The sequence below is a fragment of the Acinetobacter sp. NIPH 1852 genome, assembly GCF_022549455.1.
Taxonomy (GTDB): Bacteria; Pseudomonadota; Gammaproteobacteria; order Pseudomonadales; family Moraxellaceae; genus Acinetobacter.
Genome location: NZ_JAKZGG010000014.1, coordinates 1 through 22,857, shown reverse-complemented (window position 1 = coordinate 22,857; position 22,857 = coordinate 1). Strand labels below are relative to the sequence as shown.

Sequence of the window (22,857 nt, the reverse complement as noted above, 5' to 3'; positions counted from 1 at the left end):
TTTTTGAGCAAGATGGTAGTCATTCCTGTCTAGATTTGGTGAGAAATCATGGATGTGATTTGTAATCAAAAGTTTAGAGTCGGGTAGTTGCTGATCTACGCTAGTCATAACCCAAAACTTCTGAACTCATTAAGCGCTCGGAGGTAGATAAACGGTAAACTTGAGTTTCTAATTCCCCGTTGGCTTTGAGGCAGATATACCGATAACCCGGATGTTCTTCATCTAAGGCAAATTTATCACTTTTCGGTTTAAACTGAATACAGGTCGATGGGGTAGATAAAAATTCAATGCCTTGCCATGTTTGAATAGAGTCTTGATGGACGTGTCCACAAACAATGGCTTTGATATTAGAAAAAGGTTTAACTATTTCCAGTAAATCAGACGAGTTTTTTAATTTGTGCTGATCAATCCAAGCAGACTGCATGGCAAATGGATGATGGTGACAAGCAATGATGACATAGCGATCCTGCAATTGGGGGAGCAGTTCAGCTAACTGTTTTAACTGGATATCCGCAATTTTTCCGTCAATGCGTTGTGGTTGAGCACTATTCAGTAGAATAATGCACCATTTCCCCAATTCAATAATCGTGGGCTGTGTTTGGTCGGCTTGATGGAATGGAAAATGTGCCACGTCATCATGGTTGCCAGGGGTATGAAAAAAAGGAATACCCAAGCTTTGCATATGCTGAATATAGCGCTGATAGGTTACAGGCGTAGGTGTTTGGGCTAGATCACCAGTGTGAACAATGAGGTCGATCTGAGGATGTTGTTCACGCATTAAGTCAATGACGGCACGAAAACTCAGTTCGGGCTGCATTCCAACGAACTCTAAATGTGGATACTCTAATAAATGTGTATCAGTAATCTGTATCATCACAAAATCTTGTTGAGATGATGTTGAGACTTGGAATGTCACCGTCTTTAGCCCCTCAGACTTGTTATCGTTGTTGTATATGTTGAGCAAGCCATTGTAATGCCATAATTACAGGTGCATTTCTCAACCGCCCATTGTGTAATAATACGTCTAATTGGCAATAATCGAATAAATGAAGCTGAATATTTTCACCTTCATCTGATACCCCAAAAATGCCCCCATCTATTGGTAATTCAACTTCTGCGACATATAAATGAAAAAATTCAGAGCAAGCGCCAGCAGATGGATAGAAGCTAAATAAGTGTTTTAATGTTGTGATTTCACAACCTGATTCTTCTAATGTTTCTCGGCGAATACAGCTTTCAGGAGATTCATCTCCATCAAGCACGCCTGCAATAATTTCGAGTTGCCATGCAGAGTCAGCATCATTGAATGCACCGATACGGAACTGTTCAATGAGTGCAAAGCGTTGTTGTTGGTCATTATATAATAAAACACCAGCGGCTTCAGGACGATGAACAAGTTCACGTTGAATGCTCGGTGAATAATCAGCCCGATGAAAGAGCCGATGTTTTAGACTCACTTTCTCAACTTGGATGAATCCTCGAAATAACAGCTCTCGAGACTCTATCTTTACATCGGATGCTGAATAGCTAGCGCGTTCAAGAATATTCATCTTCAATTAGGATGAGATTGTACATATCTCATCCTAACCGAGAATGTTTCGCAGGAAAATCTTTTTTTAGTGGATTTACACTTTGTGGTACAATTTTTGACCATGTTCCTGATAAGCGGCTTTCATCGCATTGAGACCTGCTTCAACTTCTGTTTTAGTATCATCAGATTGCTTGGCATTGCGTTGGTTTTGCGCATAATCTCGCACATTTTGTGTGATCTTCATTGAGCAGAATTTAGGTCCACACATTGAGCAGAAATGTGCTGATTTATGTGCATCTTTCGGAAGCGTTTCATCATGCATGCTGCGTGCGGTGTCTGGGTCTAAGCTCAAATTAAACTGATCATCCCAACGGAATTCAAAACGTGCTTTCGACAGGGCATTATCACGCACTTGTGCGCCCGGATGGCCTTTGGCCAAGTCGGCTGCATGCGCTGCAATTTTGTAGGTAATGATGCCGTCTTTTACATCTTTCTTGTTCGGTAAGCCTAAATGCTCTTTCGGCGTGACATAACACAGCATTGCAGTGCCATACCAACCAATCATCGCTGCGCCAATGGCAGAGGTAATGTGGTCATAGCCTGGTGCAATATCAGTCGTCAATGGTCCAAGCGTATAGAATGGTGCTTCTTTACAGACTTCGAGTTGTAGATCCATATTTTCTTTGATCATATGCATTGGCACGTGACCCGGACCTTCAATCATCACTTGAACATCGTGTTCCCAAGCGCGATGCGTCAACTCACCTAAAGTTTTGAGTTCGCTGAATTGCGCTTCATCGTTGGCATCTTGGACGCAACCGGGACGTAAACCATCACCCAGACTAAATGAAACATCATAGGCTTTCATGATTTCGCAGATTTCATCAAAATGCGTATATAAGAAGTTTTCTTCGTGATGCGCCAAGCACCACTGCGCCATAATCGAACCACCACGAGACACGATGCCAGTGAGGCGATTCGCGGTCATTGGTACATAACGCAGTAACACACCCGCATGAATCGTAAAATAATCTACGCCTTGTTCGGCTTGCTCAATCAAGGTGTCCTTAAAGATTTCCCAAGTGAGATCTTCTGCAACGCCGTCTACTTTTTCTAAAGCTTGATAGATTGGTACAGTACCAATTGGAACAGGTGAGTTGCGAATAATCCATTCACGCGTTTCGTGGATATTTTTCCCTGTGGATAGATCCATAATGGTATCTGCACCCCAACGCGTGGCCCATGTCATTTTGGCCACTTCTTCATCAATTGATGAACCGAGTGCAGAGTTACCGATATTGGCATTAATTTTCACCAAGAAATTACGACCAATAATCATCGGTTCAATTTCAGGGTGGTTAATATTGGCAGGAATAATCGCACGTCCTTCAGCAACTTCTTGACGCACAAACTCTGGGGTGATTTCTTTTAGATTTTGTGCACCAAAGTTTTGACCTGCATGCTGACGCATATCAACGCCCTCACGTTGGCGTTGGTTTTCACGAATGGCAATATATTCCATTTCAGGGGTGATAATACCCTGTCTGGCATAATGCATTTGTGAAACGTTTTTGCCTGCTTTGGCGCGACGTGGATTTTGAATATGTGCAAAACGAATGTCAGCAGTACGAATATCTTTTAAACGTGATTGTCCAAACTCAGAACTTAAACCTAAAAGGACATCGGTATCGCCACGTTCCTCAATCCATGCTTGACGAACAGAGGGTAGGCCTTTATTGAGGTCAATTTGTATATTTGGGTCGGTATAAACGCCCGAAGTGTCATAAATCATCACGGGTGGATTATGCTCACCGCCTAAGCCAGTCGGGGTATCAGTCAGGCTGATTTCGCGGAAGGGCACTTGGATATCTGGGCGAGAACCTTGGACATAAACTTTGTTTGATGCGGGTAAAATACGCGTTAAATCTTTAGCGTCTTGCTCATGTTGAGCAGAGATATCAGCAGGGGAAAGATTCGTTAATTGATTCATGGCATGATCCTTATGGAGAGCATTAACGAATCAAGCACGACCAAAAACGATGGCAGATTTATCTTTTTGATAAATAGAGGCTAAGTTTTTGCTGGGCTTGATTCCTACGCAGGTGTTAACCTGATCAGGTTCAACGGTACTGATCTTTAAATCAAAGGATTAAGATCATCTCAGCAGTTGATTAACTGCGCTCCGTCAAGCTATGGTGATTAGATTATCAGATTTAAAAAAAATTGCAGGATTAATTCACTGAATATTGCAAACAGACAGCATCAGTATGACAATCTCGTCCATTGTGATCATCCCAAGGATTTTTTACATCTAAAAATTTTTTTAAGTGTACATGAGGGGAATCACTGATATTCATTACTTGATTGTGTTCATCAAGTGAAAACTGAATAAAGTTGAGAAATTTTTTGGCAGGAATGTGTAGACTTGTATCCTGTCGTTTGGCTAACTTTTTTATTTCGGTTAAAGCCTCTTCATTGATCCACGCATCTTTGAAAAATAGGTCGGAAACAGGTGTGTTATCCGACCCAAAGAAAATTAAATAGCGGTATTCATGGAATAAGTTCTGTGCATCTGCTTTAAATGTTGCATTAGGATATTGTTGTAAATATTGTTCCCAGAATAAGGCACGTTCCACCAGCTCTACCCATGATACAGCGAGAGCGGCGTCACTATACAGTATGTCTTGATTATCCTTTGCCATCCGTTGTACAAAAACTTGTTGGTCTTTGGGTAGAGCTGGTGCAAAAATATCAATGATATATTGGGGGTGTCTATGGTATTCAAAAATTGCTTCACCCACATCTTGTAATTTGATGTAGGCTTCTCCTTGATGCTTTAATAAATACTGATCACGAGCAGGCAACAATTTAAATAATGTGGGGTCACCTAGTTTTATATGGGCATCGTCGGCTTGATCAGTATTTTCTGAAATACTGATGGTGTAATCGTAGAATTTGTTATTGTCTGCACTCCAACCTGCTTCTGCAAAAAAACGTTGATACATTTGTATTGAGTTTTCTAACCATTTTAATTGTTGAGCATTTTCTACTGTTGCAATACATTGTTTGAGTTGAGCATTAATCTGATTTAATGCTTCAATGGTGCTGTGATTATCAATTTTCTGCATGATTTGATCTAATTTTTGACACGCCTCTTGAGAAGTTATTTTTTTGGCAGCTTGTTGGGTAGCCAGTTCATGTTCATTTTGTGGTTGTGTTGGTTTTTGGCAGCCTAATAAAAAAAAGGTACTGCTCATAATACAAAAAATAAAAATACGCATAAAAGTTCTTGGATGTAAGTTGTTATCGCGGCATGATTATAAGGCTTGAGATATAAAGATGAAATCGAAGGATTGATTGTCATAAAAGTTTCATCATTGTTGTGTTTTAATCATCCATCATTTTCCATGTGTCTAGTGGAGGCATACTGTGAGTCCAAGTAATCCTGTGTTAAGTCATCATATTTCTTCTCAATTTAATGAAGACTTACAAGATGTGCATACCAAATTTATGAGCATGGGGGGATTGGTTGAGCAACAGGTTGCCAATGCAATTCATGCACTTTTAGATACTGATGCCAATTTAGCGATGGATGTTCAGTTCAAAGACAATACCGTCAATCAGCTCGAACGTGATATTGATGAAGGTTTAACTTTGATTTTGGCACGTCGTCATCCCGCAGCGATTGATTTACGTATGGTCATTGCGATGAGTAAAGCCAATACAGACTTAGAGCGTATTGGTGATGAAGCGGCAAAGATTGCTCGTATCGCTCAAACCTTGTGTGAAGAAGGTGAGTCGCCACGTGGTTATATGGAGACGCGTCATATTGGTAATCAAGTACGGGTAATGATTCATGATGCCTTAGATGCTTTTGCGCGTTTAGATGTCGATCAAGCGTTAAAAGTTGTGATGGCGGATGGGGATATTGACCGTGAATACCAATCAGCGACACGCACGCTAATGACTTATATGATGGAAGATCCGCGTCATATTTCACGTGTGATTAACGTGATGTGGGTATTGCGTTCATTGGAACGTATTGGAGATCACTCGCGTAATATTTCAGAGCAAGTGATTTATATGGCTAAGGGCAGAGATGTTCGTCATACCAGTATTGAAGAAATTGAACAAACAGTACATCGAAAATAATTTTTCCTGTTTTGTGGTTTCGATAAATAAAAACATGAGCTGAGCGTTGAAATAATTTCAGGCTCAGCTTTTTTATTGTTTTACCCTCATGATTCTTCCTAAGCGGGACTGTTATAGTTTTTTGCAAAAGCGCTGTATCTATGTTTTGAGGAGCAATACATTCAAAATGATCTTAATCTCAGATTAAGGTATGCAGAAGATGATGCGATTTTTAAAAAAGAAAAATAAAGCCAGCTTTGTATTTTTTATTATTATCCTTTATGCCTTTCTCGGGTTTGGCTTGGGTTTTGTGATTTGGGAATATGTTTTATTAAATTAAAGATAAAAAAATCCCAGACTTCGGGGGAAAGTCTGGGAGAGAAATATCATATGTTGCGTGAGATATCATCGTATCTCTTTGTCCTTCTGAATTAAATATAAGCGCAACGAGCATTACTGTCATGTAGACAAGTGTGTATGCTCTGTAAGGCTTTATTGCTAATGTAAATGCTACGTAAAAAGAGAGCCAGTTTAAGCTCTCTTTTTAGGGTAGATAATCGATATCACAGCGATAATATTTTCTATGAAAACGTTGAAACTACAGCCTACGCGGACTTCGTCCTTGTCTTGCAGAAAACTAAAGCTTTAAAAACTTTAGTTTTCAATTTACTCGAAGCATAGCTTCTCGTCTTGCGCAAGGGCAGAGCCTTAAAACGATGTTTTAAGTTTGCTTATCCTTGCTCAGGCTTCCAGCCTTCAGCTTTTTCAACACTTTCATCATTATCAAAGAATTTTTCACGTTGTTCTTCAAGAAATTTCTTTGCATCTGACTCAAACACATTTAAACGCTTTTCGTTAATCAGCGTGGTTTGGTGTTTTAACCATTCTTGCCATGCTTGTTTTGAAACAGTCTCAAAAAATGCTTGACCTTTAGCGCCTGGAAAAGGGGCAAAGTCTAAGCCTTCAAGCTCTTGTTTGTATTTACGGCAAAATACTTGTCTAGTCATCATCAATCCTTAAGCGTATAACTGTTCTAGGCGAGTGTGTGCACGTACAATAGCAGCTTCAACTTGTTTTGGTGAAGTTCCGCCAATATGATTACGCGCGTTGACAGATGCTTCTAAAGTTAATGCTTTATCAAAAACGTCCGCAGTAATCAAATCAGAGAATTGCTGTAATTGCTCAAGTGTGAGTTCAGACAAATCTTTTTCTTCCGCCACGCCTAAAGCAACCGCTTTACCTACAATTTCATGCGCATCACGGAAAGCCACGCCCTTTTTCACCAAGTAGTCCGCAAGGTCAGTTGCAGTTGAGAAACCACGTAAGGCTGCTTCACGCATGATTTCGATATTTGGTACAAGTGCTGGAACCATATCGGCAAATGCCATCAACGAGCCACGAACGGTATCAATTGCATCAAATAAAGGCTCTTTGTCTTCTTGGTTATCTTTGTTATATGCCAAAGGTTGACCTTTCATTAAGGTTAGTAGGCTAATCAAATCGCCAAATACACGTCCTGATTTTCCTCGAACCAACTCAGGTACATCAGGATTTTTCTTCTGCGGCATGATGGATGATCCAGTACAGAACCGATCAGGAATATTCACAAACTTGAATTGCGCTGAAGTCCATAAGATCAGTTCTTCTGACATGCGAGATAGGTGCATCATAATGAGCGATGCAGCGGCATTGAATTCAATGGCAAAATCACGATCAGACACCGCATCAAGCGAGTTCTCAGAAATCGCCTCAAAGCCTAATAGTTCAGCAGTAAAAGCACGATCAATTGGGTAGGTTGTACCCGCCAAAGCAGCTGAACCGAGTGGCATACGATTGACACGTTTACGGCAGTCTTGTAGACGCTCAGTGTCACGCACCAACATTTCAAACCAAGCCAACAAATGGTGACCAAAAGTCACAGGTTGTGCAGTTTGCAAATGGGTGAACCCTGGCATGATGGTGTCGGTATTTTTGCTTGCTAGACCAAGTAAGCCTTTTTGTAAGCGGAGTAATAAGCCAAGGATGTCATCAATTTCATCACGCAAATATAAGCGAATATCCGTCGCAACTTGGTCGTTACGGCTACGCCCAGTATGCAGTTTTTTACCTGTAATCCCGATACGTTGAGTCAAGCGAGACTCAATGTTCATATGCACATCTTCTAAATCAATGCGCCATTCAAAGTTACCTGCTTCAATTTCTGCTTGAATTGTGGTTAAACCTTGAATAATGTCATCACGTTCAGCTTCGGTGAGTACGCCGACTTTTGCAAGCATTGTTGCATGTGCGATTGAGCCAGCAATATCTTGTTTATAAAAACGTTGGTCAAATTGCACAGATGCGGTAAATTCTGCAACAAAAGCATCTGTTGCTTCTGAAAAACGACCGCCCCACATTCCAGAGGTTTGATGAGGGCTTGCTGAAGAAGAGGATTGAGAAGATGTGGTCATGGCAGCTCAGGAAAATAAAAAAGAGTATAGCAAATCCAAACGCAGTTGCCGAAACTCGACGTAAGAAGTTATTGCAATCTCGTCAGTTGAATCGATCTGGTTCCTATTTTTTTACGAAAATTGGCCAATGGCAATACTTATTGGAATTAATTGTTGCCAGTAATGTCTTAGCAATGGTATTGGCATTGGCTGAAGCTCAGTCATGGCAAGCATTACAGGGTGTTCGTGTTTTACAATATATATTTTTTATTAACTGGGTGATTTTATCCTTTGCCGCATGTGTTGATTATTTTCAAGATTTTTTTGCCAAATTTAGTCAGAAAGTGGCATTAACGCTCGGTTTTATTTTATTGCTGCTGATCGTGTTGTTGACGACCTGTGCGGTTAATCTTATCCAATATTGGACGGTTCGCTCAGGAGGCTTCTCAGGAGATATTTTATTTGATGGCATGAGTCTGCATTTGAGTTATGGGGTGTTATTGGGTGCTTTTTGTTTGCGCTATTTATATATGCGAGAACAGTGGCTCAATCAGCAATATAGTGAGCTGAATGCACGTATTCAAGCGATGCAGGCGCGTATTCATCCGCATTTTCTGTTTAATAGTTTAAATAGTGTGGTGAGTTTAATTACGATTGATCCTGATAAAGCTGAAAATATGTTGATTAGTTTGTCACGTCTTTTCCGCGCGAGTTTTCAGGAACTTAAATTGGTGAGTTTGGCAGAGGAAATTGATTTATGTCAGCAGTATTTGAGCATCGAAAAAATACGTTTAGGGGATCGTTTAAAGGTAGAATGGAACATACAGGCGACACCACTTGAATTAAAACGGGTCACGATTCCATTATTGACATTGCAACCTTTGCTTGAGAATAGTATTTTCCATGGGGTGGAAAAGGTTTTACAGCAGTCAACAATTAGCGTATTGGTTGAAATATTGCAAAATCAAGTCAGTATAGTCATTACTAACCCATATTCTCGCGATACAATAAAAACGCGAAAAGGAAATGGTATTGCGATCGAAAATGTAGAGCAACGTTTGAAAGCGTATTATGGTCAAACCGTAAAGTTTCAGGTTTATGGGGGCACATCGTTATATACCACAGTGGTCTGTTACCACTATCGAGTAAAATAATAAGTCAAGTTAACCATAAAAAATATGGATGATGTTAGCGGTGACAAGGAGGAAAGGATGAGAGTCCTAATTGCGGATGATGAACCGCTAGCGGTAGAGCGTTTATCACGTTTAGTTACCCAAATGGGGCATGAAGTCGTTGCGACTGCACATCATGGACAAGATGTGTTAAGTCATATTGAAAATGCTTCGCCTGATGTCGTTTTATTAGATATTCAAATGCCTGGAATGAATGGTTTGGAATGTGCAGAACAACTGCGTCATTTAAATCCTCGCCCTGCCATTATTTTTTGTACAGCCTATGATCAACATGCACTGGAAGCATTTAAGTTTCAAGCGCAAGGGTATTTGCTAAAACCAGTAGCGCTCCAAGATCTAGAACAGGTATTTCAGCATTTAACCCAACTGACTCAGGCTCAAATGACGGGTTTGCAACAAGATGAGTTATATGATGTAAAAAACCAGCGTCATCAAATTGCGGCGAAAACCTATCGTGGGGTCGAGCTGATTCCATTAGACAGTGTTTATTATTTTTTGGCCGATCAAAAATATGTCACTGTGCGCCATAAAAATGGCAGTGTACTGATTGATGAAACACTCAAAGATTTAGAGCTGGAATTTGCGGATCGCTTTATTCGAATTCATCGAAATGCATTGGTTTCTCTTGATTATTTGGAAGGTCTTGAGTTGGTTGCCGCTGGACAATATCAGGTACGATTACGTGAACTGGATGAGCGGCTGTCAGTCAGTCGCCGTCATTTACCCAGTTTAAGAGAATGTATGCATCAATTATAAATGCCGTATTTTTTGGCAGCGTAGGGGTGGCTTTATGATTTTTTGCTTGCAATTTTAGGGGATCAAGTTAAGTTTGGAACAATTGCCTTGATCAATACTTAATTTGGATTTATGAAAACCTTAAAAATTGCGACTCGACAAAGCCCTCTTGCACTTTGGCAGGCGGAGCATATTCGTTCTCGTTTAAACGAGCTTTATCCAGATTTGACGGTTGAACTGGTTAAGTTCGTGACACAAGGCGATAAGATTTTAGATACCCCATTAGCCAAGATTGGGGGCAAAGGATTGTTTGTGAAAGAGTTGGAAGCCGCTTTATTGGATGGTCGTGCTGATTTGGCGGTCCATTCCATGAAAGATGTGCCAATGCACTTGCCACAAGGTTTAACGCTTGCAGTCATTTGTGAGCGTGAAGATCCTTTAGATGCATTTGTTTCAAATCAATATCAGCATTTTGATGAATTACCACAAGGCGCAAAAGTGGGAACATCGAGTTTGCGTCGTAAATGTCAAATTTTACAACAACGCCCAGATCTAGAAATCATTGATTTACGTGGTAATGTCGGCACACGCTTAGCAAAGCTGGACGATGGTTTGTACGATGCCATTATTCTCGCTAGTGCAGGTTTGAAACGTTTAGGTTTAGCAGATCGAATTCGTCATTGTTTAACGCCCGTGGTAAGTTTGCCTGCGGTTGGACAAGGTGCTCTAGGCTTGGAATGTCGTGCAGATGATGCAGAATTGCTTAAATTAATCCAACCCTTGCAACATGAAGAAACTTCGATTTGTGTCCGTGCGGAACGTGCCCTTAATGCTTATTTGGAGGGTGGTTGCCAAGTGCCAATCGCAGGCTATGCCACTTTAGTCAATGATCAATTACAGATCGAAGGGCGAGTCGGTAGCGTTGATGGTAAAACCTTGCTGAAAGAGCAAATGGTCGGTACAGCGGCAGAGGCGGAGCAGTTGGGAGAGCAGCTTGGACAGCGCTTACTTGATCGAGGTGCTGGTGAATTATTGAAAGCGTTGTATTAATGCTTTTCATCAATACTCGCCCTGAAGATCGCGCAGACGCACTCACCCAAGCGTTGCTCTCAGTGGGTTATCGGGTCGAGGCTTTGCCATTACTTGAGTTGGTTGCCGAACCTTTTTCTGATGTATTACAACACCTTTATCAGCAACTCGATGAAACTCAAGTTATCGTCGTGGTGAGTCCGACGGCTGTTGAAATTGGTATGCATTATTTGCAGCAGGCTGGTATCCAGTTGACGCAGCTCAAGCATATCCAGTGGATTGCGGTGGGGCAGGCAACCGCACAAGCGCTGATGAAATTTAATATTGCCAGCGATGTTCCTGATGTGGAAAACTCGGAAGGAATGCTCGAGTTGCCAATTTTAAAACAAAGAGAAAATTTAAATAAAATCGCTTTCTGGCGGGGCAAAGGCGGGCGGCAATTTATGATGCAACAATTGCAGCAGCAGGGTGTCTCTATCCTTAATTTTGTGCTTTACCGCCGTCAGTGCCCTGAGCAAAGTAGGTCTGGGTTTTTAAAGATTGTGCAAAAACTCGATCCTAATCAAACTACTGCTGTGCTGGTGAGTAGTGAGGCTAGTTGGCAAAATTGGTTGCAACTTTGTGCTCAGCATCCCAGTGATGTACAGTGGATTTATCTTGTTTTGGGCGAGCGATTGACAAAAATTCTAACAGATTCGCAAGTACAAGTAGGCGACGCGATTAACATTATTCAGCTTGAAAATTTATCTGCATCAGAGATTATTCAACGCATGCGTGACTGGCAAGGAAAGGTATGAGAAAAATTGTGTATTTGATACTGCTGCTGAGTATATTGTGGCTAGCCAAGCTGAGTTATGACGTTGCGAAAAATGCTCAGAGTGTTCCGCAACTTCAACAACAACTTGCTCAAACAGACCAGCGTTATGCATTATTGAATGACCAATTGGTCGCCGTACAGCGTCAATTACAAAATAGTGGTGTTGCAACTACCGCGTCAACTGATTACAGCATGACACCGATCATAACGACGGGGATTGCCCCCGTCATTTTAATTCAACAACAATTGCAACTGGTTCAGTTTGCTTTAGATCAGCAGCAGTTCACTTATGCACTGGATCATTTGAATCAGGTGCATCAGCATATTGCTCAGTCCGCGCTATCGCCTGCATTGCAGCACAGCCTTGTTAAAGCAATTGAACAAGATAAACAAGCGATTCAGCAATATATTCTGACTCAAGACCAACAACAGCAACAGCTACAAGATTTATTGCAGGAAATCGATCAGCGAATCCAGCAAGAGCTGCAAAATCCTAAAGTGACAATTGCAAAAAATGAATCATCTGCATGGTGGCAGTGGTTTAAGTTGGAAAAAATTCAGCGTTCTTCACCTGATTTAATGCATCGTAATATTATCTTGAAAGAGGCTCAGTTGCGCTTATTGCTTGCCTCGCAAGCGTTGCATCAAGGGCAATTAATTGAATATCGTAAGTCGATTCAAGAGGTGATGAAATTATTGGCTGAATTGCCTGATCAGAATAGCCAGAAAATGAAGCAACGATTAGATAAAATTTTAAATCTTCCTGCAGTACCAACACCAAAATTAATCACATTAGGCTTGTTGGGATAATCGATAATGAAGCATTTAGTACGGATCTATTTACTTGCAAGTTTATTGTTATTTGCTCTGTTTGCTGTATTGAGCTATGGCTATGGGCATGGCTATGCCTATATTTACTGGCGTGATTGGCAATTCCAAAGCAGTGCATGGGGATTGATCGCACTGTTTGTTTTTGTGAGTTTCTTGGCGCAACTCTTGTGGTTGTTTAGTAAGCGTTACATCGTGCGTGAACAACGCAAAAAAGAAACGGCGCTACATTTTAAAGATTTGCACCCTTATGAGCAGCTTGGCATCGTTTGGTTGCTAGACTCAGCCAAAGATCAGCAGGTGTTTATTGAGCGTGTTTTTACTCAATCTGGTTTGTTGAGTCCGATCGTTGATGCACAATTTGATTATAAAAATGGTGATTTTGATACTGCCTTACAGTGCTTGGATCGCTCAGCCCCGATGGCTTTTGAGCTGGCAGAACTGCAACGAATCGACATTTTTCTAGCACAACAAGAGACCGAAAAGGCACTGATACACTTGGAGTTTTTGACACAGCACCAACTTTCTCCATGGTTGGCTGAAGTAGAAACAGCTTATCAGCAACGTATGACTGCGCTTTGGGGCAAACTTGCTTTACAAAAGCCTTGGTTATTTCTGCAAACGACTCAATTTGGTCTACTTGACCCAGCGCATCGTGATTTATGGTTGCAACAGCTTTTGATTCAGTTTGATCAGGCTTCAGTTGATGATTTGGCAGCTTTACAGCAGCGTTATCTCGCGTTGCAAAGTGAAATTCAAGCTCGCCCCTATACGAGTAAGGTGCTCTGGCTAAAATTATTGGCGCGGATGCCAGAGATGAGTGTGCAGCACGAAGACTTGGCTTTACATTTGTTGCAAGAACATTTTGACCCAGAAGTATTTTACCTGTGGTTCCAACAACAGTTGTTAAAGCAAATCCCAGATTATAGTTATGTTGAACAACGCATTATGCAGCTCGAACAGCGCTATACCAGTGTGCCAATGTTGACCTTTGCAAAGTGGCATATTTATGTGGCAACTCAACGACACCTTGAAGCAGAACAATTATTAACTTTATATCCTGATAATATTTTAATGAGTTATTTACGAATTAAGTCAATGCTTGGGGATAATCTTGATTTAATCAAACAGTTGAATTTAATATTTGAAAATGATGTTAATTTTCTTAATTTTAAGCTATGAGTCTAAATATGAATGAATTGTCTGTCTATCCAATTGTGCATAAGCAAGCTGTTGCTTGGGGGGATATGGATGCTTTTGGCCATGTAAATAATGTGCAATATTATCGTTATATGGAAAGCGCCCGAATTGTTTATTTAATGGCATTAAATATATTCGATCAAGATATATTGACTGTGGTTGCTTCTAGCCAATGTAAGTATTTAAGACCTGTATTTTACCCTGATGTCTTGCATATTGGTGCGAAAGTTGAAGAGCTTCGAAACAGTGCATTTCGAATGCAATATGTTTTATGGAGTGAAACTCAAAACGAGATTGTTGCAACAGGTGAGGCGGTAATTGTCTGTGTTGATAAAGTAAGCTCAAAGAAATCGAATATTCCAGAACTTATTAGACAGAAAATCGTTCAGCTTGAAGCGAGTGTTGGAAATGATTTGGAGCTAAACTCGTAATTATAAAGACAATTATGTCTTTATTGGCGGTATGTATAATGGGGTTCTTTTATTGTTTAAATAATAATGATGGTAATTGAATCTCGCTCTCATCAATAGGATGAAAAGTGTTTTTATTGGGCTTAATATGTACACTGTTAAGATCAGTTTGGAATGGGTTTAAATTAAAATAGATAAATAAATATTTTATGCTGGGTTTATATTTTTGAAGTTTATTGTAAATAAAAAGCAATTTTTTTGTTATAGTGCCATTAAATCGACTATTCTTATATTGATTAGTGAATTGCTTATAAATTAATATTGAACTGAATTTTTGAATTCATTTTATTTTTGCGTGATATATATTTTTCCTTATTGAGTTGGAGTGGTTCGGATGAAACCAGATATTAGTGATTTATCGGTAGAAGACTTAAAGCGTCTGCAAGCAGAAGCAGAAGTATTGATTGCGAGTAAAAAAGACCAAGCTGTTGAAGATGCATATAATCAAATCGTTGCGATTGCTGAAGGCATTGGATTTACGGTTGAAGAGTTATTGGCAGCGGGTGAGCAAAAGCGTAAGAAAACAACACGTAAAGCTGTAGAGCCACGCTACCGTAATAAAAACAATACTGAGGAAACTTGGACTGGTCGTGGTAAACAACCGCGCTGGTTAGTTGCTGAGTTAGAAAAAGGTGCAAAACTTGAAGATTTCTTAATCTAAGTAAGTTTTAAAAGTCATCGTTTTGTCATACGCTGACTTTATCCTTTATAAAAAACCAAGCTGAAAAAGCTTGGTTTTTTTATATGAGAGAATTGGCGATGTTGAAAAATTATGCATAATGTCATTCAGAGCGAATATTTCAAAAAGGATGATATTTTGTATGTTGGTATGGGTAGGATGAAGAAAAAAACCAAGCAATGGAGATGGTGGTTGTTCGCCATTTTTGCATTTTTAATTTTTATTATTTTACAGATTCCAGCAACATGGCTAATTGCGAAATTTTCTAAAGATAATCAATTATTACATAACGTCAGTGGCAATATTTGGCAGGGGCAGGCGGATTGGCAACGTGGTCAGCTACGGGGTTCGGTGCATTGGAAAACGAGACCTTTGGATCTGTTGTTGTTTCGCTTAGGCGCCAATCTTGATATACATAGTGGCAATACTCAATTTAACGGTATCTTTGGTTATGGTTTGGGGAAAAAAATCGTGATTAAGGATTTGAACGGTGAAATTTCACCTGAAACATTGAAATATTTTGCAGACTGGCAGTGGCCAGAGAATGCAATTCAGCTTGCCGATGTGCAATTAAGCTATCAGAAAGAAAAAGGCTTCAGTGCAACAGAAGGGCGATTGAACTGGGGTGGAGGTGAGCTGACCTATACTTTTGGTCAACGTCAAGATCGTATGAATATGCCTTCACTGGTTGCTGAGTTAAAAGATAGCAACGGACAGTTACAACTTGATGTTCGTGATCAGCGTAGTCAAAAAATGGCAAACTTAAGTGTAGATGCCAGTCTTATGCTCGATGTGCAATTGACACAGCGCATGCTTTTGAATGTTCCGTCTTATCAAGGCAAAGCGGGACTTGAAACTTTTGTTATTAGTTCACGTCAGCCATTGCTGCAAGGTGGTCTGTAATGGACGCATGGATGCAGAAAATACAACAACTGCGTTGGCAAAAGTTAGATAAACTCAGTCCTTTGATTTTAGCCTTGCTTATTTTATGGCTCTGCTGGAAACTGGCTTCTTTGTTTTGGTGGGTGGTTGCTCCGCCACAGCCGATGCAATTTGATCGAGTTGAGCTGGGTTCGCAGCAAGCCCAAGTTCCCAACATCAGTTCATTTGCATTATTTAATGAGCCTGCAGCGACAACGGCCCAAGACAATATCAATTTAGAATTACAAGGCGTTCTCTTGGGTTCGCCGAGTTTCTTGTCTTCAGCGGTTATTAAGCTGAATGATACGGCTGAGCGTTATCGTGTTGGTGAGACCTTGGCTTCGACCTCTTATCAGTTGGTGGAAGTCTATTGGGATCATGTGGTATTGAAGCAAGGGAATGGTGCGACACGAGAAGTGAAATTTAAAGGAATAGATAAAGGGTTGTATCAACCAGCCGACCCCGTTATTAGCAATCCGAATAATGTCCCTCCTCAAACACCAGAACCTGTTCAGAACGCGCCGCAGTCTGCATTGGGTCAAGCGATTCAACAGATGCAAGACAACCGTGAACAGTATTTAAAAAATATGGGTGTAAGCGGCGGGACAGATGGTTATGAAATATCAGATCAAACGCCAGCGAATTTAAAAAATACATTGGGTTTGCGCTCGGGTGATCGTATCCTGTCGGTCAATGGACAGACAGTTGGGCAAGGACTTAGCGAAGTACAATTATTAGAGCAAGTACGTCGTCAAGGACATGCCAAAATAGAAATAAAACGTGGTGATCAAGTGATGACCATACAACAGAGTTTTCAGTGATAACACGTCATCACATTAGTTAGGAATAAGTGCAGGTTATGGCTTCTTTGAATCATCATCGTCCACTTTGGGCATTACTTGCTGCAGCGCCGTTGGTTGCGGCAATCAGTACCCATGTACACGCACAAACATGGAAGATCAATTTACGTGATGCAGACTTAGCAGCATTTATTAATGAAGTTGCAGATATTACAGGTAAGAACTTTGCGGTTGATCCTCGTGTACGAGGCAATGTGACTGTTATTTCGAATAAACCGCTCAATAAAGATGAGGTTTATGATCTGTTTTTGGGGGTGCTTAGCGTTAATGGTGTGGTGGCATTGCCTTCTGGTAATACCATCCGTTTGGTGCCAGATAGTAATGTGAAAAATGCTGGTATTCCTTACGACGGGCGCAATCGTGCAGGTGGTGATCAGATCGTAACTCGGGTGATTTGGTTGCAAAATACCAATCCAAATGATCTGGTTCCTGCGTTACGCCCATTGATGCCGCAGTTTGCACACTTGGCAGCAGTTGCTGGAACCAATGCATTGATTGTTTCGGATCGCGCCGCCAATATTTATCAGCTTGAAAACATTGTACGTAACTTGGATGGTACGGGTCAGAACGATATTGAGGCGATTGGCTTGCAGTCGAGTCAGGCTGAGGAAGTGATCACTTTGTTGGAAACCATGAGTGCAACAGGTGCAGCAAAAGATTTTGTGGGATCACGCGTACGTATCGTTGCTGACAATCGCACCAATCGTATTCTAATCAAAGGTGATCCTGATTCACGTAAGCGTTTGCGTCAAATCATTGAGATGTTGGATGTGCCATCGGCAGATCGTTTGGGTGGTTTGAAAGTCTTTCGTTTGAAATATGCCAGCGCAAAAAGTCTCGCTGAAATTTTACAAGGTTTAGTTTCTGGTCAGTCGGTTGCTTCATCTGCTTCATCAAACAATAGTAATGCATCAAATCCGATCAATAATTTGATTTCAAATAACCAAGGCACAAGCTCGTCAGGTAATTCATCGGGTAGTTCGGGGATTAGCCTCAACAGTGGCTTTAATAACCGCCAAAATGATGTGACCAGCTTCAATAGTGGCGGTGTCAGTATTATTGCGGACAGTACGCAGAATGCTTTAGTGGTTAAGGCTGATCCGCAGTTGATGCGCGAAATTGAATCAGCAATTCAACAATTGGATACCCGTCGTCAGCAAGTGCTGATCGAGGCTGCGATTATTGAGATTGTGGGTAGTGATGCCGATCAACTTGGTGTGCAATGGGTGCTAGGTGATCTAAGTAGCGGTGTTGGACTGGTTAACTTTTCAAATCTTGGTTCTGGACTGTCCAAAATTGCAGCTGGTTATTTAACTGGCGGTGCAGCAGGTGCCGCAGGTGCTTTGGGAGATGGTGCTTCAATAGGTGTCGGGAATTTTGAAAACCCACGCAGGGCGTACGGTGCGCTGATACAAGCGCTGAGAGCGAATACTAAATCGAACTTTTTATCGACTCCATCAATTGTCACAATGGATAATGAAGAAGCTTATATTGTCGTGGGGCAAAATGTGCCATTTGTCACAGGGTCAGTTGCAACTCAGGGTAACAGTACCGTAAACCCCTATACGACGGTTGAACGGAAGGATGTGGGGATAACGCTGAAAGTTGTGCCTCATATTGGTGAAGGAGGGTCGGTTCGTCTTGAGGTTGAACAAGAGGTTTCAAATGTTCAGCCTAATCGAGGGCAGGCAACAGATTTGGTGACCAGTAAACGGGCGATTAAGACCTCGGTATTGGCTGATCATGGACAAACTGTGATTTTGGGTGGTTTGATTTCTGATGATACTAGTCTAACTCGCCAAAGTATCCCTGTGTTAGGCGATATTCCGTATTTAGGGCGTTTATTCCGTGCAGATACTCGAAGCAACGAAAAGCGTAATCTTTTGGTGTTTATCCATCCGACTATTGTAGGGGATTCGGATGATATCCGTCGTATCTCTCAGCAACGCTATAATCAGCTTTATAGCTTGCAGCTTTCGATGGATAAAAATGGCAACTTTGCAAAACTACCTGAGAGTGTAAACGATATTTATCGTCAACAACCTGCGGTGAATGCCTCACCTTATCAAAACGTGCCAACAGCCACACAAAGGCAAACAGCGGTTGTGACAACGCCAGTTGCGACGGTGGAAGCACCTTTACAAAAGCGTTCAGTAGAGCGAAGTAAAAACACAGTGACCACGACAACGATTCATCCTGCATCTTCACAGTAGATGCACACAAGCACATATGTCACAATGTTAAGATTGCCAGAACCGATAATCAATAAATCAGGATAAGGATTGGTGTTTATGACTTGGAAATTGCAAGCCATTACAGGTGAGTTTACGGGGAAAGAAATCACGATCGAGCGTGATATGTTGGTCGGGAGACATCAGGATGCTGATATTTTATTGCAATCAGCGGATATTTCACGTCGTCATGCGGCGCTATTGCTCAAAGATCAAATGCTGTGGGTGCAAGATTTAAATTCATCCAATGGTACGTTTATTAATGATTTGCGTATAGAACAAGAAACCGAATTGCATGATGGTGATATTTTGCAATTTGCGAGTTTTACATTCTCGATTCTTGCGCCGACAACGACGGATATAGATTTGCCAGAGATTGAAATTGAGCCTATTTCATCTGCTGCGCACGATCAAGGTATGCCGAGTATTGCTGAACGTGCGGTTGAGACCCCGATCAGTCGTGATGGCATGCCACAACAAGTTGCGATTCCAAAGCCAGCACCAATTCCTGAACATGTAAATGTTCAAGCTACTTCAGAACAATCGCCAGTTGCAACTGAATCACCTGTGATGCAGGAAAAACAACAACAAAGAAATGCCTCGGTTGGTTTGATTTCAATTATTGTATTGATCATTTTGGCGATGGTTGCTTGGCTGTTCTTTAAATAATCATTCTAAGCTTTTACAATGCAAGGCATATCGTAATAGGTATGCCTTTTTTATTTATAGAGTAAATCTCATGTCTGTTGCACAGTTACAAAGTCGTCATCTGATCCTATTTGATCTTGATGGAACGTTGGTAGATTCTGCCGCTGATTTGTATCGCGCCATGAATCTGAGTTTGGAGAAGTTGAGCTTGCCTTTAGTAACCGAAGTGCAGGTTCGGGAGTGGGTTGGCAAAGGTGCAGCGAGATTATGTGAAACTGTGCTTGAACATTTGTTTGGGCAGGTAGATGCACAGCAGCAAAAGCAATTGCTTGATACGTTTATGCAGGTATATGCGCAAGAGTTGTGTGTGAACACCACTGTTTATGATGGTGTTCTCGCCTTTTTGAAGCATTGTCAAGCGCATGATATCTCGATGGTCTGTGTTACCAATAAACCTGCACATTTAGCAAAAGGTATCCTCGATATTTTGGAATTGAGTCGGTATTTTAAAATGGTCGTTGGTGGGGATAGCTTATCTGAGCGAAAACCGCACCCTTTGCCTTTACTGCACTGCATGCAAAGTCAAAATGTATATGCATCACAAAGCTTGATGATTGGCGATTCGAGCAATGATGTCGAAGCAGCAAGACGTGCAGGTATTGATTGTATTGTGGTCAGCTATGGCTATAATCATGGAGAAAGTATCTATGACTGTCAGCCGCAACAAGTGGTTGATAGTTTAGTTGAGTTGATTGAAGAAGATAGAGTGAGGAGTGGGGCATGAATGTTGTTATGGTTTTTCGATGGCGGGCTTGACGCAATTGAAACAAGGAAACGCAAAAAATCGAAACCATAGAGCTAAAAGCATAGAGAATGCCCATGACCACATTCGCACAATTTGAACAACTAAAATCAGCAGGCTATAACACGATACCTGTTTACCGCCAACGTTTGGCGGATACTGAAACGCCACTTTCTGTTTTTGCACGGTTTAAACAGCACAAACATGCTTATTTATTTGAATCGGTTGAAGGCGGGGAAAATTGGGCGCGCTATTCCATGATTGGCTTGGGTGAGTCGACCGTTTTCTCATGTAATGAAGGCGTTTTAACCGTTCAGCAGGCGGATGGGTCTGTGACCCAGCAGCATTGCAGTGATCCATTTCAATATATTCGTGACTTTCAAAACCAATTTAAAGTGCCAACCCAAGTGGAGCTGCCTGACTTACCTAACTTTACTGGTGGTTTGGTTGGATATTTGGGCTATGATGCAGTGCGCTATATCGAACCAAAACTCAAAAATATCCCAGCAGCCGATCCCGTGACCTTGCCAGATTTATGGTTGATGTTGTCTCAAACTGTGATTGTATTTGATAATTTAAAAGACACCTTGTTTTTGATTCATCACGTCGATGCTCATCAAGAAGATGCTTATGCAAAGGCGCAAGAGAAACTTGATCAGCTTGAACAGTTGCTTGCAATACCAGTAAGTTTACAAGCGAAACCACATACTGCACCGCATTTTGAATCGATTACGGGCAAAGAAAAGTTCATCGAAACAGTTGAAAAAGTAAAAGAATACATCCGTGCAGGGGATGTCATGCAGGTTGTACCTGGGCAGCGTATGGTCTCTGATTTTGATGGTGAGGCATTACAAGTCTATCGTGCTTTACGTCACTTAAACCCATCCCCCTATTTATTTTTGGTACAAGGTCAAACCCTGACAGATCAAAAACCGTTTCATATCGTAGGTTCATCGCCAGAGATTTTGTCGCGCTTGGAAAATGGTGTTGCGACAGTACGACCTTTGGCAGGCACGCGTCCAAGAGGCAAGACCAAAGAAGAAGATTTGGCATTAGAGCAAGATTTGCTGTCTGACGAAAAAGAAATCGCTGAACATTTAATGTTGATCGATCTAGGTCGTAATGATGTTGGCCGTGTTTCTAAAATCGGTAAAGTGCAAGTGACTGACCGAATGGTGATCGAGCGATATTCGCATGTCATGCACATTGTTTCCAATGTACAAGGTGAAGTGCGGGATGATGTCGATGCTTTAGATGTTTTTAAGGCGACTTTTCCTGCGGGGACACTCTCAGGTGCTCCCAAAATTCGTGCCATGGAAATTATTGATGAAGTTGAGCCTGTAAAAAGAGGTGTGTTCGGCGGTGCAGTTGGATATTTGGGCTGGCATGGCGAAATGGATATGTCGATCGCGATTCGTACTTGTGTGATTCGCGATGAAAAAGTCTATGTACAAGCAGGTGCGGGGCTTGTTGCTGACTCAAATCCTGAGTCAGAGTGGAATGAAACCCAAATAAAAGCACGCGCAGTGATCAAAGCGGTTGAATTATCGTCAAACGGATTGATTTTATGAGTTTTTCGCAGTTTTTCTGAAAAAACTGCTTGCATCATGTGTAAGTTTTGCTAAACTGCACACCGTTCCGATACGAAACGTACGAAACACTAAGAAACGCCGGCATAGCTCAGTTGGTAGAGCAACTGACTTGTAATCAGTAGGTCCACAGTTCGAATCCGTGTGCCGGCACCATCTTAAGGTTTTGATATTTTGAGTAAAGAACAGCACTGTGTAAGTGTGATGTGGTGAGATTCCCGAGCGGTCAAAGGGGGCAGACTGTAACTCTGCTACGAAAGTTTCGAAGGTTCGAATCCTTCTCTCACCACCATTTAGCTTCGATTGAAGTGGTAAGTACCAACATGCGGGAGTAACTCAGTTGGTAGAGTGGCAGCCTTCCAAGCTGCATGTCGCGAGTTCGAACCTCGTCTCCCGCTCCATTATTATCGAAGACATCGCTCTTATAGCTCAGTGGTAGAGCACTCCCTTGGTAAGGGAGAGGTCTCGAGTTCAAATCTCGATAAGAGCTCCAGATATACAGCTTAGTAGAATTTCTACAAAAGATTTAAAGAAGCAGGCTATTATAGTCTGCTTTTCAAGTATTGGGTGTTTAGTTTTTTTAGGCGAATGTCGATAAGAAAAGTGTTTCAGGGTTGTTTTCTCTAAACTGGTGTCGACGTAAACGAGGAAAGTCAAATGGCTAAGGCTAAGTTTGAACGTAATAAACCACACGTAAACGTGGGTACAATTGGTCACGTTGACCATGGTAAAACAACTTTAACTGCTGCGATTGCAACTATTTG

General features: G+C 41.4%; 23 protein-coding genes, 4 tRNA genes and 1 riboswitch. Of the genes, 21 read left to right on the top strand and 6 right to left on the bottom strand.

Annotation, left to right across the window (positions count from 1 at the left end; translation table 11 throughout):
- Positions 1-100 precede the first annotated feature (100 nt).
- The 4 genes from cpdA to MMO38_RS11835 form a co-directional block, all read right to left on the bottom strand.
- A complete protein-coding gene (cpdA, locus tag MMO38_RS11850; protein ID WP_241323659.1) occupies positions 101-916 on the bottom strand; it encodes a 3',5'-cyclic-AMP phosphodiesterase in 816 nt (271 codons plus the stop codon).
- A 22-nt stretch (positions 917-938) separates the two neighbouring features.
- Positions 939-1,550, bottom strand: coding sequence for an NUDIX domain-containing protein (locus MMO38_RS11845; RefSeq protein ID WP_241323658.1), 612 nt, complete (start codon positions 1,548-1,550; stop codon positions 939-941).
- 75 nt (positions 1,551-1,625) lie between these two features.
- Complete coding sequence (gene thiC / locus MMO38_RS11840) at positions 1,626-3,521, bottom strand: phosphomethylpyrimidine synthase ThiC (RefSeq protein ID WP_241323657.1); 1,896 nt, start codon at positions 3,519-3,521, stop codon at positions 1,626-1,628.
- Positions 3,522-3,605: 84 nt separating this feature from the next.
- Positions 3,606-3,726, bottom strand: a riboswitch (TPP riboswitch).
- Between the two features lie 36 nt (positions 3,727-3,762).
- Positions 3,763-4,812: a hypothetical protein gene (locus tag MMO38_RS11835; protein ID WP_241323656.1), complete on the bottom strand. Its 1,050-nt coding sequence runs from the start codon at positions 4,810-4,812 to the stop codon at positions 3,763-3,765.
- Positions 4,813-4,960: 148 nt separating this feature from the next.
- On the opposite strand from MMO38_RS11835, the gene phoU reads away from it, so the two are divergent.
- Complete coding sequence (gene phoU / locus MMO38_RS11830) at positions 4,961-5,683, top strand: phosphate signaling complex protein PhoU (RefSeq protein WP_004668238.1); 723 nt, start codon at positions 4,961-4,963, stop codon at positions 5,681-5,683.
- Positions 5,684-5,885: 202 nt separating this feature from the next.
- Positions 5,886-6,002, top strand: coding sequence for a hypothetical protein (locus tag MMO38_RS11825; RefSeq protein ID WP_241323695.1), 117 nt, complete (start codon positions 5,886-5,888; stop codon positions 6,000-6,002).
- Positions 6,003-6,393: 391 nt separating this feature from the next.
- Here MMO38_RS11825 and MMO38_RS11820 read toward each other — a convergent pair whose 3' ends face one another.
- A complete protein-coding gene (locus tag MMO38_RS11820; RefSeq protein WP_005194700.1) occupies positions 6,394-6,669 on the bottom strand; it encodes an oxidative damage protection protein in 276 nt (91 codons plus the stop codon).
- A gap of 9 nt (positions 6,670-6,678) precedes the next feature.
- Positions 6,679-8,112 carry an argininosuccinate lyase gene (gene argH, locus MMO38_RS11815; RefSeq protein ID WP_034594833.1) on the bottom strand — a complete coding sequence of 478 codons (1,434 nt, stop codon included), beginning with the start codon at positions 8,110-8,112 and terminating at the stop codon, positions 6,679-6,681.
- Between argH and MMO38_RS11810 the strand changes: the two genes are divergently transcribed.
- The 19 genes from MMO38_RS11810 to MMO38_RS11720 all read left to right on the top strand — a co-directional run.
- A complete protein-coding gene (locus MMO38_RS11810) occupies positions 8,103-9,245 on the top strand; it encodes a histidine kinase (RefSeq protein WP_241323655.1) in 1,143 nt (380 codons plus the stop codon). The two genes, argH and MMO38_RS11810, sit on opposite strands and share 10 nt — an antisense overlap.
- A gap of 57 nt (positions 9,246-9,302) precedes the next feature.
- Positions 9,303-10,040, top strand: coding sequence for a LytTR family DNA-binding domain-containing protein (locus tag MMO38_RS11805; protein WP_004668243.1), 738 nt, complete (start codon positions 9,303-9,305; stop codon positions 10,038-10,040).
- A gap of 111 nt (positions 10,041-10,151) precedes the next feature.
- Complete coding sequence (gene hemC, locus MMO38_RS11800; protein WP_241323654.1) at positions 10,152-11,069, top strand: hydroxymethylbilane synthase; 918 nt, start codon at positions 10,152-10,154, stop codon at positions 11,067-11,069.
- A complete protein-coding gene (locus MMO38_RS11795) occupies positions 11,069-11,845 on the top strand; it encodes a uroporphyrinogen-III synthase (RefSeq protein WP_241323653.1) in 777 nt (258 codons plus the stop codon). Before hemC ends, MMO38_RS11795 begins: the two co-directional genes overlap by 1 nt.
- Positions 11,842-12,675: a hypothetical protein gene (locus MMO38_RS11790; protein ID WP_241323652.1), complete on the top strand. Its 834-nt coding sequence runs from the start codon at positions 11,842-11,844 to the stop codon at positions 12,673-12,675. Before MMO38_RS11795 ends, MMO38_RS11790 begins: the two co-directional genes overlap by 4 nt.
- A 6-nt stretch (positions 12,676-12,681) precedes the next feature.
- On the top strand, positions 12,682-13,875 hold the full coding sequence (locus MMO38_RS11785; RefSeq protein WP_241323651.1) for a heme biosynthesis protein HemY: 1,194 nt from the start codon (positions 12,682-12,684) through the stop codon (positions 13,873-13,875).
- An 8-nt stretch (positions 13,876-13,883) separates the two neighbouring features.
- Complete coding sequence (locus tag MMO38_RS11780) at positions 13,884-14,324, top strand: thioesterase family protein (RefSeq protein WP_004668248.1); 441 nt, start codon at positions 13,884-13,886, stop codon at positions 14,322-14,324.
- Positions 14,325-14,697: 373 nt separating this feature from the next.
- Positions 14,698-15,024 (top strand): H-NS histone family protein, encoded by a 327-nt coding sequence (locus tag MMO38_RS11775; RefSeq protein WP_004668250.1) that lies wholly within the window; start codon positions 14,698-14,700, stop codon positions 15,022-15,024.
- A 177-nt stretch (positions 15,025-15,201) separates the two neighbouring features.
- Positions 15,202-15,945 carry a type II secretion system protein N gene (gene gspN, locus MMO38_RS11770; RefSeq protein ID WP_241323650.1) on the top strand — a complete coding sequence of 248 codons (744 nt, stop codon included), beginning with the start codon at positions 15,202-15,204 and terminating at the stop codon, positions 15,943-15,945.
- Positions 15,945-16,784, top strand: coding sequence for a type II secretion system protein N (locus tag MMO38_RS11765; protein ID WP_004668252.1), 840 nt, complete (start codon positions 15,945-15,947; stop codon positions 16,782-16,784). The genes gspN and MMO38_RS11765 overlap by 1 nt, the downstream gene beginning before the upstream one ends.
- Positions 16,785-16,822: 38 nt before the next feature.
- Positions 16,823-19,036: a type II secretion system secretin GspD gene (gene gspD / locus MMO38_RS11760; RefSeq protein ID WP_241323649.1), complete on the top strand. Its 2,214-nt coding sequence runs from the start codon at positions 16,823-16,825 to the stop codon at positions 19,034-19,036.
- Positions 19,037-19,114: 78 nt separating this feature from the next.
- On the top strand, positions 19,115-19,723 hold the full coding sequence (locus MMO38_RS11755; protein ID WP_241323648.1) for an FHA domain-containing protein: 609 nt from the start codon (positions 19,115-19,117) through the stop codon (positions 19,721-19,723).
- Between the two features lie 70 nt (positions 19,724-19,793).
- A complete protein-coding gene (locus MMO38_RS11750) occupies positions 19,794-20,486 on the top strand; it encodes a phosphoglycolate phosphatase (protein ID WP_241323647.1) in 693 nt (230 codons plus the stop codon).
- A gap of 95 nt (positions 20,487-20,581) precedes the next feature.
- Positions 20,582-22,075, top strand: coding sequence for an anthranilate synthase component I (trpE, locus tag MMO38_RS11745; RefSeq protein ID WP_241323646.1), 1,494 nt, complete (start codon positions 20,582-20,584; stop codon positions 22,073-22,075).
- Positions 22,076-22,173: 98 nt separating this feature from the next.
- Positions 22,174-22,249 (top strand) — tRNA-Thr (locus MMO38_RS11740).
- A 52-nt stretch (positions 22,250-22,301) separates the two neighbouring features.
- A tRNA-Tyr gene (locus MMO38_RS11735) sits at positions 22,302-22,385 on the top strand.
- A 33-nt stretch (positions 22,386-22,418) separates the two neighbouring features.
- A tRNA-Gly gene (locus tag MMO38_RS11730) sits at positions 22,419-22,494 on the top strand.
- Between the two features lie 17 nt (positions 22,495-22,511).
- Positions 22,512-22,586: transfer RNA gene (locus MMO38_RS11725), tRNA-Thr, on the top strand.
- Between the two features lie 164 nt (positions 22,587-22,750).
- A partial coding sequence (locus tag MMO38_RS11720; protein WP_017396788.1) for a GTP-binding protein occupies positions 22,751-22,857 on the top strand: 107 nt, incomplete at its 3' end.

Coding starts and splice junctions, on each gene's coding strand:
- gspN (WP_241323650.1), top strand. CDS start 15,202: ATGAAGAAAAAAACCAAGCAATGGAGATGGTGGTTGTTCGCCATTTTT.
- MMO38_RS11805 (WP_004668243.1), top strand. CDS start 9,303: ATGAGAGTCCTAATTGCGGATGATGAACCGCTAGCGGTAGAGCGTTTA.
- MMO38_RS11765 (WP_004668252.1), top strand. CDS start 15,945: ATGGACGCATGGATGCAGAAAATACAACAACTGCGTTGGCAAAAGTTA.
- thiC (WP_241323657.1), bottom strand. CDS start 3,521: ATGAATCAATTAACGAATCTTTCCCCTGCTGATATCTCTGCTCAACAT.
- MMO38_RS11795 (WP_241323653.1), top strand. CDS start 11,069: ATGCTTTTCATCAATACTCGCCCTGAAGATCGCGCAGACGCACTCACC.
- MMO38_RS11845 (WP_241323658.1), bottom strand. CDS start 1,550: ATGAATATTCTTGAACGCGCTAGCTATTCAGCATCCGATGTAAAGATA.
- MMO38_RS11785 (WP_241323651.1), top strand. CDS start 12,682: ATGAAGCATTTAGTACGGATCTATTTACTTGCAAGTTTATTGTTATTT.
- hemC (WP_241323654.1), top strand. CDS start 10,152: ATGAAAACCTTAAAAATTGCGACTCGACAAAGCCCTCTTGCACTTTGG.
- MMO38_RS11835 (WP_241323656.1), bottom strand. CDS start 4,812: ATGCGTATTTTTATTTTTTGTATTATGAGCAGTACCTTTTTTTTATTA.
- MMO38_RS11750 (WP_241323647.1), top strand. CDS start 19,794: ATGTCTGTTGCACAGTTACAAAGTCGTCATCTGATCCTATTTGATCTT.
- MMO38_RS11780 (WP_004668248.1), top strand. CDS start 13,884: ATGAATGAATTGTCTGTCTATCCAATTGTGCATAAGCAAGCTGTTGCT.
- MMO38_RS11820 (WP_005194700.1), bottom strand. CDS start 6,669: ATGACTAGACAAGTATTTTGCCGTAAATACAAACAAGAGCTTGAAGGC.
- MMO38_RS11775 (WP_004668250.1), top strand. CDS start 14,698: ATGAAACCAGATATTAGTGATTTATCGGTAGAAGACTTAAAGCGTCTG.
- gspD (WP_241323649.1), top strand. CDS start 16,823: ATGGCTTCTTTGAATCATCATCGTCCACTTTGGGCATTACTTGCTGCA.
- argH (WP_034594833.1), bottom strand. CDS start 8,112: ATGACCACATCTTCTCAATCCTCTTCTTCAGCAAGCCCTCATCAAACC.
- MMO38_RS11790 (WP_241323652.1), top strand. CDS start 11,842: ATGAGAAAAATTGTGTATTTGATACTGCTGCTGAGTATATTGTGGCTA.
- MMO38_RS11755 (WP_241323648.1), top strand. CDS start 19,115: ATGACTTGGAAATTGCAAGCCATTACAGGTGAGTTTACGGGGAAAGAA.
- MMO38_RS11825 (WP_241323695.1), top strand. CDS start 5,886: ATGCGATTTTTAAAAAAGAAAAATAAAGCCAGCTTTGTATTTTTTATT.
- trpE (WP_241323646.1), top strand. CDS start 20,582: ATGACCACATTCGCACAATTTGAACAACTAAAATCAGCAGGCTATAAC.
- MMO38_RS11810 (WP_241323655.1), top strand. CDS start 8,103: ATGTGGTCATGGCAGCTCAGGAAAATAAAAAAGAGTATAGCAAATCCA.